This window comes from Arthrobacter sp. H5, assembly GCF_000520595.1.
In the GTDB taxonomy this organism is placed as follows: Bacteria; Actinomycetota; Actinomycetes; order Actinomycetales; family Micrococcaceae; genus Arthrobacter_D.
Genome location: NZ_KI915000.1, coordinates 199322 through 205686 on the forward strand (window position 1 = coordinate 199322; position 6365 = coordinate 205686).

General features: G+C 63.9%; 8 protein-coding genes and 1 pseudogene. 7 read left to right on the plus strand and 2 right to left on the minus strand.

Annotated elements, in window-relative coordinates; all coding sequences use genetic code 11:
* Positions 1–2: 2 nt before the first annotated feature.
* The 5 genes from Y708_RS0113635 to Y708_RS0113655 are packed head-to-tail and all read left to right on the plus strand — an operon-like array spanning position 3 to position 3753.
* Positions 3–425 (plus strand): heat shock protein transcriptional repressor HspR, encoded by a 423-nt coding sequence (locus tag Y708_RS0113635; RefSeq protein WP_028280370.1) that lies wholly within the window; start codon positions 3–5, stop codon positions 423–425.
* A 60-nt stretch (positions 426–485) separates the two neighbouring features.
* Positions 486–1091, plus strand: a complete 606-nt coding sequence (locus tag Y708_RS0113640) for a hypothetical protein (RefSeq protein WP_028280371.1) — start codon at positions 486–488, stop codon at positions 1089–1091.
* Between the two features lie 27 nt (positions 1092–1118).
* Complete coding sequence (locus tag Y708_RS0113645; RefSeq protein WP_028280372.1) at positions 1119–1796, plus strand: PspA/IM30 family protein; 678 nt, start codon at positions 1119–1121, stop codon at positions 1794–1796.
* Positions 1797–1834: 38 nt separating this feature from the next.
* Positions 1835–3049 carry an amidohydrolase family protein gene (locus Y708_RS0113650; RefSeq protein ID WP_035776273.1) on the plus strand — a complete coding sequence of 405 codons (1215 nt, stop codon included), beginning with the start codon at positions 1835–1837 and terminating at the stop codon, positions 3047–3049.
* A gap of 23 nt (positions 3050–3072) precedes the next feature.
* Complete coding sequence (locus Y708_RS0113655) at positions 3073–3753, plus strand: SDR family NAD(P)-dependent oxidoreductase (protein WP_028280374.1); 681 nt, start codon at positions 3073–3075, stop codon at positions 3751–3753.
* Between the two features lie 5 nt (positions 3754–3758).
* On the opposite strand, the gene Y708_RS0113660 is transcribed toward Y708_RS0113655, so the two are convergent.
* Positions 3759–4559 (minus strand): ABC transporter permease, encoded by an 801-nt coding sequence (locus Y708_RS0113660; RefSeq protein WP_028280375.1) that lies wholly within the window; start codon positions 4557–4559, stop codon positions 3759–3761.
* 149 nt (positions 4560–4708) lie between these two features.
* On the opposite strand from Y708_RS0113660, the gene Y708_RS28465 reads away from it, so the two are divergent.
* Positions 4709–5134: a hypothetical protein gene (locus Y708_RS28465; RefSeq protein WP_216699794.1), complete on the plus strand. Its 426-nt coding sequence runs from the start codon at positions 4709–4711 to the stop codon at positions 5132–5134.
* Here the strand turns inward: Y708_RS28465 and Y708_RS25040 are convergent.
* A complete protein-coding gene (locus tag Y708_RS25040) occupies positions 5049–5555 on the minus strand; it encodes a hypothetical protein (protein ID WP_051478992.1) in 507 nt (168 codons plus the stop codon). The two genes, Y708_RS28465 and Y708_RS25040, sit on opposite strands and share 86 nt — an antisense overlap.
* A 149-nt stretch (positions 5556–5704) precedes the next feature.
* Here Y708_RS25040 and Y708_RS0113675 point away from each other — a divergent pair.
* Positions 5705–6365 (plus strand): annotated as a pseudogene (locus Y708_RS0113675) (transposase); the annotation flags it as partial.

Here is a 6365-nt window from a genome sequence, read left to right on the forward strand (position 1 = left end):
CCATGGGCGTTGACATCAGTCTGCCCGTCTATGTGATTTCCGTCGCCGCGGAGCTTGCGGACATGCACCCGCAAACCCTGAGGCAATACGACCGGCTGGGCCTGGTCAAGCCAAGCCGTGCACCCGGGCGCGCCCGGCGCTATTCGCAGCGCGACGTCAACACACTCCGGGAGGTGCAGCGGCTGTCCCAGGAGGGTGTATCGCTGGAAGGCATCAGGCGCATCCTCGAACTGGAGAACCAGGTTGCCGCTCTCCAGCACAGGGTGAGGGAGCTCTCCAGCGAACTCACGCAGCGGCGCAGCGGACCGGACCCCAGCCGGGTGTTTGCCGCCGGACTTGCTGGCGACGTCGTCACGCTCCCCCGGGGCAAGCGCCCCCGGCCCCGCAGCCAGGCGATGGTGATCTGGCGCGGAGAGCGCAGCTGAACATGGCATCACCATGGCGGCGGCATGGCGCGATGACCCGCAACAAGGCAGACTGGTTGCATGCCTGAAAATATCACCGCTGCTGATTCGCTGATTGGAGCTATGGCTGAGGCCGCGCTCATCGGCGGCGCTATCCTGCTTGGGCTGGGACTGATGGCGACGGCGGCCACCTGGCTCATTGTGCGCCGCATCCGCCGTTCCGGCATTGTGCGCCGCAGCCTGGACCGGGGCGCCACCCGCGTGCGGTCCTTCTCCACGGACGGTGCATCCCGTGAACTCGCAAAGCTCCGGCTGGAGCTCCAGCGTTCCACCCAAGCCACCCGGCGCTCGGTCGCCTCCGCATTGGCGCAAGGCTGCCCGGTGGGTGAGTTGCCCGCCGCAGCCGAGGATCTGAACCGTGCCGAACTGGCTCTAACCGACCAGATCCGGCTGGCCGAACGGGAGCCAAACCGGGCGTTGAAGCAGGAGCTTGCCGCTGCCATCGGCCGCCAGGTGCACTCGCTCGGCGATCTCTCGGCGGAGTTGCGCAGATCGTTGATGGACGTGCATAACGCCGTGGGCACCGCGCAGGTGACCCGGGCCAGCGCTCGTCTCAGCCTGGAAAGCGGAGCGCTCCAAAGCTGGAGCGCTGCGTATGGCTCCCAGCCGCGGACCGGGCAACCTTAGCTCGACTGAAAGGCACTAAGGATTTCAATGTCGATTGGCCGCCGCATCAAGCGGATTATCACAGCGAACCGGAGTGCCAGCGCGGAGCAGAAGGACCCCGGTGCATCCTTGGACAACGCCCACCGGCTGCAGGTTGACCAACTTGAGCAGGCACGCCGAAGCGTGGCCGACCTCGCTGTGGTGCGGCACCGGGTGGATCACCTGGCCCGCCAGGCGGCCGCGGAAGCGGATCAGCTTGACCGCGAGGCTGGGGATGCGGTGGCAAACGGGAACGACGACGGTGCGCGGCGGGCCCTGCGGCGGGGCATCGACGTCCGTCAGCGGCTCGGGGCCCTGACAAGGCAGCATGCTGACGTTGACGGCCAGGTGCAGCAGCTCGAAGGAAAGCTGCGACGGCTTGAATCCACCCTCCAGGACAACAGCATCCGGTATCAATCGCTGAAGGCCCAGCAGGGGGCTGCCCAGGCGGAACTCGGTATGCAAGGGGCGCTGGACTCCGCTGGCGGCGCGGCTTTCCGCGCCGAGGCCGCTGCACGCGAGGCGGAACAGGAGGCGCGGCGGGCAGGGCACCGCGCGGCTGCCCATGAGGAATTGTCCTGGTCGGATCCCAACTCGCGGCGGATGGAAGAAGCGTTCGAGGAGCTTGAGGCGAACAACGCGGCGGATCAGGAACTGGAAGAACTCAAGAAACGGGCCAACCCTTAGGTCCGAAGAGTCGCGGGCCAAGCATCTACGCTTGACCTATGACCTACAGTGCCGTGATCAGCAACGCCCGTCCCTGGGGCGGGAACCCTTCGGACGTGACCATCGAGAACGGGCTGGTTGCCGCCGTCGTTCCCCATGATCCGGATGCGGAAGATCAGGGTAAAATCATCCACGGCCGGGGCAGATTACTGCTCCCCTCGTTCTCCGATGTGCATGTGCACCTCGATTCGACCAGGCTCGGCTTACCGTTCCGCCCGCACACGGGCTCGCCGGGAGTCTGGGGCATGATGCTCAATGACCGCCGCAACTGGCGCACCGCCGAAGTTCCCTTGAACGAAAGGATCGCGGCAACCCTGGCGATGATGATTGAGCGCGGAACCACCAGAGTGCGCAGTTTTGCGCAGGTGGACGTGGACAGCGGCCTGGAGCGGTTTGAGGCAGTGCGCCATGCGCAGGACATTCACCGCGGCAGCGCGGAAGTCCAGATCATTGCGTTCCCGCAGGCGGGTCTGCTGCTGGAGGACGGGACGGTGGACCTCATGGAGGAGGCACTGCGGAACGGTGCCGACGTCATGGGCGGCATCGATCCGTGCACGCTGGACCGCGATCCGGTACGCCACCTCGACATTGTCTTTGGCCTCGCCGAGAAGCATCAGGTGCCCATCGACGTGCATCTTCACGAGCTCGGTGAACTGGGTGCGTTCAGCGCGGAGTTGATTATTGAGCGGACGCTTGCGCTTGGCATGGAGGGGAGGGTCACCATCAGCCATGGGTACGGACTGTGGACCATGGGCGAATCCCAGACCCGGCGGCTGATCGAGCGGTTCGCGGAGGCTGACATTTCGACGGCGACCATCGCGCCGGGCGGCCGCCAGACCCTGCCGCTGCAGCAGTTGGTCGATGCCGGGGTGCGGGTAGGCCTGGGGGAGGACGGTCAGCGGGACTACTGGTCTCCGTATGGGAACGCGGACATGCTGGACCGCACGTGGCAGCTCGCCTTTACCCACGGGTTCCGCGCAGACGAGCTCATTGAGCACTGCGTTGCGCTGGCCACAGTGGGAGGAGCCTCCGTTATGGGCTCACTGCCGCGACTTTCGTCCGTCAGTGACCGGCCGGGGATTTCGGTGGGTGACCCGGCAGAATTTCTGCTGGTTGCGGGGGAGACTGTCGCTTCCGCGGTGATGGACCGGTTGCCGGACCGGACCGTGATCCACGGTGGCCGGGTAGTGGCCGATCAGCTGGAACTTCTCTAGAAGCGCGTTGCTAGACTCGGCCCATGGATGAGTTGAGCAACAGACATTTCCTGATTGTCGGAGCCACAGGCGCCCTCGGGTCCCGGATTGCACGGGAACTGTCCCGGCAGGGGGCGGAGCTCACCCTGTCAGGACGCAATGAGGAAAAGCTCGGCGTGCTTGCGGCTGATCTTGGTGGAGCAGCAACGGTTCGCGCGGACATTTCGACGCCGGCCGGGCCGGCAGCAATTACCCAGGCGGTCAGCGGCAGACCCCTGCACGGGATTGTTTACGCGGCCGGCGTGGTGGCCTTTGGCCCGCTCACGGAGCTTGACGATGACACGCTGGACGAGCTCCTGCTCACCAACGTGGTTGGCTACATTCGATTGCTCCGCGCGGTCGCGCCGCACTTGGAGCGGGATTCCCTGATCGTGCAGTTGAGCGCCGTCGTTGCCGAAAGCCCAACCGCAGGGATGGCCGCCTACTCCGCCAGCAAGGCCGCGTTGAGCGCATTCGCGAAGGCCGCAGCCCTTGAGCTGAGACGGCAGGGCGTCAGGATCCTGGACGTCCGCCCTCCGCACACTGAAACCGGCCTTACCGGGCGGTCCATTGCCGGCAGCGCACCCAAGCTTGCGGAGGGAAAAGACGCGGACGCCGTGGCCCGCCGCATCGTGCAGGCAATGATCGACGGCGAACGCGACCTGCCGTCGTCGTCGTTCGCTTAGGCGCACTACCGGAAGCGGCGCCCCTGGTCCCGCCGGTTGGCCCAGAGCGCAAGCGCGCCCAATACACCCGTCCAGGCTGCAATGCAGAGGATGGACGTGGCATGCATTCCGTCTCCGCTCATCGACTGCACGGCGATGTCCCGTGCCGCACGGGACGGCAGGAAAAGCGACAACGTGTTCAGCCAATCCGGGAAAAGGAACGGCGGCAGCATCATTCCGCCGGCAAACGCGAGCGGGAAGAACACCACCTGCGTAACGGCGATGGCCACCTTCGACGTGCACAGGTACCCGATAAAAAGACCCAGTGCCAGGAAAGGCAGCCCGCAGAGCAGCCACACGGCCAGCGACATTGGAATCCGCCACCACGGGAGGTCTCCGCTGGTGAACGCCTCCGGCGCGGCTGTGAGCAGAGCCCCCAGAATCAGCACGGGAATCAGCGAGAGCAGGGCAAACATCATGGCAGTGAGCGCGCGGGCGAGGGTGGACGGAAGCGGCCCGGCGGGCAGCGTCCTGACGTAGCTGCTCCATGGATTTGCCCGTTCCTCGGCCACGCCAATGCCGTAGTTGAACAGGAAAGAGCTCATCACTCCAAAGAGCCCAAGCTGTGCAACCGCTGTCAGTGAGGCCACAGGGTCCTGCACAATCACCTGCTGCGGAATGACAAAGAACAGAAGCGCCAGTGCTGGAAAGATCACCGAAGAGATCACGGCCACTGGAATGCGTAGCTGCTCAAGAATCTGGGCCTTCGCGTGCGCCCTGATGAGCGATGACCCGGTGGGGGCCGGCTGTGTGGCGGTGGTGGTCATGACTGCTCCTTAGACTGAAGTTACGTTTGGGAGTTGCCCCGGGACCGTATGGTACCGGGGTTTTTCCATGGTTTTGGTCAAAATATGTAGCCACTAAAATTTTGACGAAAAGTCTTCCATTTCAATCTTGTTTGAAGTATTATATGGACATGGAGCAAGGTGCGCCGGCTATGCATGTAGCCATCAACACGTCCCGCCGAACGAACAAGGCCGGGGTTGAGGTCGTCTACGAATCGGCTTTGGTGCGCCGCACCTTCCGCGAAGGCGGGAAGGTCAAGCACGAGACCCTGGGCAACGTGTCGTTTTTGCCGCGTCGCTCGATCATGGACTTGAAGGCATCCCTGGCCGGCAAGACGCTGTTGGAAGCCCAGGATCAGATGGAGATCGTCCGCACCCTGCCCCACGGGCATATCGACGCGATCCACACCATGGCCCGCGGCCTGGGCTTCGAATCCCTGCTCGGTCCGGCCTGCCGACACCGCGACCTGATCATGGGGCTGCTGGCCGCGCGGATCTGCAAGCCGACTTCCAAGCTCGCCACCGAATCCGCCACCACGGGAGGTCTCCGCTGGTGAACGCCTCTGGCGCGGCTGTGAGCAGAGCCCCCAGAATCAGCACGGGAATCAGCGAGAGCAGGGCAAACATCATGGCAGTGAGCGCGCGGGCGAGGGTGGACGGAAGCGGCCCGGCGGGCAGCGTCCTGACGTAGCTGCTCCATGGATTTGCCCGTTCCTCGGCCACGCCAATGCCGTAGTTGAACAGGAAAGAGCTCATCACTCCAAAGAGCCCAAGCTGTGCAACCGCTGTCAGTGAGGCCACAGGGTCCTGCACAATCACCTGCTGCGGAATGACAAAGAACAGAAGCGCCAGTGCTGGAAAGATCACCGAAGAGATCACGGCCACTGGAATGCGTAGCTGCTCAAGAATCTGGGCCTTCGCGTGCGCCCTGATGAGCGATGACCCGGTGGGGGCCGGCTGTGTGGCGGTGGTGGTCATGACTGCTCCTTAGACTGAAGTTACGTTTGGGAGTTGCCCCGGGACCGTATGGTACCGGGGTTTTTCCATGGTTTTGGTCAAAATATGTAGCCACTAAAATTTTGACGAAAAGTCTTCCATTTCAATCTTGTTTGAAGTATTATATGGACATGGAGCAAGGTGCGCCGGCTATGCATGTAGCCATCAACACGTCCCGCCGAACGAACAAGGCCGGGGTTGAGGTCGTCTACGAATCGGCTTTGGTGCGCCGCACCTTCCGCGAAGGCGGGAAGGTCAAGCACGAGACCCTGGGCAACGTGTCGTTTTTGCCGCGTCGCTCGATCATGGACTTGAAGGCATCCCTGGCCGGCAAGACGCTGTTGGAAGCCCAGGATCAGATGGAGATCGTCCGCACCCTGCCCCACGGGCATATCGACGCGATCCACACCATGGCCCGCGGCCTGGGCTTCGAATCCCTGCTCGGTCCGGCCTGCCGACACCGCGACCTGATCATGGGGCTGCTGGCCGCGCGGATCTGCAAGCCGACTTCCAAGCTCGCCACCCTGAACTGGTTCGCCGACACCACCCTCGGGGTGGATCTGGGACCGGTAAGCACTGATGAGCTCTATGCGGCGATGGACTGGCTGGGCGAGCAGCAACCCCGCATCGAAAAACAGCTCGCCCGCACCCACCTGGGACCCGAACACAACCCCGAGCGCCTCGCGCTCTTTGACCTGTCCTCCTCCTGGGTCACCGGAACCCACAACCCACTGGCCAAATTCGGGTATTCGAGGGACAGGAAACGCGGGTGCGAGCAGATCGAATACGGCA